This window comes from Bacteroidota bacterium (assembly GCA_018698135.1).
Taxonomy (GTDB): Bacteria; Bacteroidota; Bacteroidia; order CAILMK01; family JAAYUY01; genus JABINZ01.
Genome location: JABINZ010000232.1, coordinates 1 through 2,446, shown reverse-complemented (window position 1 = coordinate 2,446; position 2,446 = coordinate 1). Strand labels below are relative to the sequence as shown.

Annotated in this window: 2 protein-coding genes; both read left to right on the top strand. The window is 36.4% G+C overall.

Annotation, left to right across the window (positions count from 1 at the left end):
* Positions 1–1,283 (top strand): T9SS type A sorting domain-containing protein (locus tag HOG71_14505; GenBank protein MBT5992060.1); only part of this gene is annotated, 1,283 nt, incomplete at its 5' end.
* A gap of 78 nt (positions 1,284–1,361) precedes the next feature.
* On the top strand, positions 1,362–2,446 hold a 1,085-nt coding region (locus HOG71_14500; GenBank protein MBT5992059.1), incomplete at its 3' end, for a hypothetical protein.

Here is a 2,446-nt window from a genome sequence, read left to right as displayed (position 1 = left end):
TTGATCAATATGGATGCGCATCATCTGATTATAAATACGTTCGGGTTTATTTTTCTTCGCTGAAACCTACTATTGAGGATGTCCCTGAACTATGCGAGAACAGTGGTGTTTACACAATGAAAGCAGATATTAGCTCTGGCTATTGGTCGGGTCCCTCTATAAGTGGAGATTTATTCAACACCAATGTGTCTGGTAGTGGCGTGCACCAAATTCTGTATTGGGTTGGAAACTCTCGTTGCAAAAGCTACGACACAACCTACATTACCGTGAAACCAAAGCCCAATATTAAACTAAAAACCGAATATGGCATTAACAATTTTTGCAAAGAATATGGTTTAATTGAAATAACGCCAAAACCTGCAGGTGGCACATTAACAGGTCCTCTTTATCAAGATTATTTTTTCAATGCAGATACAAGTTTCGGCAGCTATTCATTTCTATATTCAATTACCGATACATCTTATTGTCAGGTGGATAGTGAAACCATCGTGTTAAACGTTGGTCAAACCGAATTAAAAATTGTCAATAACGATAGTTTTTGCCAATACAAAAGGATACAACTAAGTGCACACGACAGCTTTACTTCGGGCATTGAATGGATGGCAGATATTGGCTCAAATGGACACTTTTCCCCTAATTACTACGAGAAAAATGTAACTTATTTTCCGGATAGCAATGAATTATCACGAAAGTGGTTCAACATAAAAATTAAAACGACCGACACTATTTGCCTTACAGTTTGGGACTCTATGTTCATACGAATAATCGATTTACCTGAAGCTGATTTTGACAAAGATCCTGCTTATTACGACAGCTCACTTAATCAATATTTTGTTCAGTTTTACAACCGCAGTATTATTCCTGATGGTTATGTGGAATCCTATCTCTGGCATTTTGGTGAAGGAAAAACATCAACTGAAGAAAATCCATTACATGCCTATAATCGGAAAGATCAATTTACGGTGTCACTCCTTGTTATTACAAATTATGGCTGTCCTGATTCAACGACTAAATTTGATTTTGTGGATTTATTTCTGGCCAATCAAGAAATAACTAAAGGCAAAATAGAGCTATTTCCCAATCCATCAAGCAATTCCATAACACTTACATCCGATATTCAAATGCAGGAATTATCTTTATATAATTCTCTTGGAGAATTAATTGAGCAAGTTGATATCAAGGAATTCAATTATGTAATTAAAAGACAGCTCAGTGGTATGTATTATCTTAAAATAACTGACATCAATCATCATATCTATATGGAAAAAATCATTTTCAGATAAGATGAATAAATTCAAAAATATTTGATGTATTCTGAATTACATCTACAAAACTGAAAAAACAATTTGACAATATAAATCATGAAAAAATTACTTGTGGTATTCTGTATTTCAATCATTTCTTTCATGGGCATGCAGGAAGTAAATGCAGCCAGTATGTATGGAGGTGAAATTTCCTGGACTTGTGTTGGGCAAGATAGCTTTATTGTTAGCTTAACTGTTTACCGAGACTGTAATGGTGTACCAATGGGTTCAGCTCAAATTCCAATAAAATGCGCAACAACATCAGTCACTATTACCACTTTAAACATTTCAAAACCAACACCAATAGATATTACATCAACCTGTGGAGCCAGTTGCACCCGTTGTCAATCGTCAGGATGTTCTTTTCCTTATGGAATTGAGCAATATACCTACACCCAGCTTGTGGTTCTGACCAATGCAGGAAGTTGTTGTAAAGTACAATTGAGTTATAGTTATTGTTGTCGAAATTCAGCTGTAACAACTGGTATTACAGGTATGTTTTATATCGATGCCACTTTAGATCGCTGTCTCACTCCTTGTGATAATTCACCAACTTTTTCAAGTCCACCCATTACAATTATTTGCATCGGGCAGGATTTTGTATTTAACCACGGAGCTAGTGATGTCGGATATGGAGGAGCTTCAGCTGATTCATTAAGCTACGAATGGACTTCTCCCCTTTCAGCTTCAGGAACTGCCATTAACTACTCAGGCCAATACACCTATGAAAAGCCTACTTATTTTTGGGGTTTCCCTAATGCAAATTTACCCTTTCCACGTGGTTATCATCTGGATGCAGTTAATGGAAATATTGGTTTCCGACCTATGAAAATTGAGCAAACTGCCATGGTGCTGAAAATTAAACAGTGGCGGAAAATCAATGGAAATATGATTAATATTAGTGAGCAAACCAGAGATTATTCGTGCATTGTCATATCTTGTCCAAATAATAATTCACCAGTGCTTTCAGGGCCCTTTTCGCTGTCAACTTGTGGTGGCGATACGTTGAAGTTTACCATTACTACCAATGATTATGATACCAAGGATAGCTTACGTTTAAGTTATGACAACAGTATTGCAAACGCTATTTGGTCAGACAATAACTCCCAGGTAAAGCATCCAACCGGGATTCTAAAAATCCC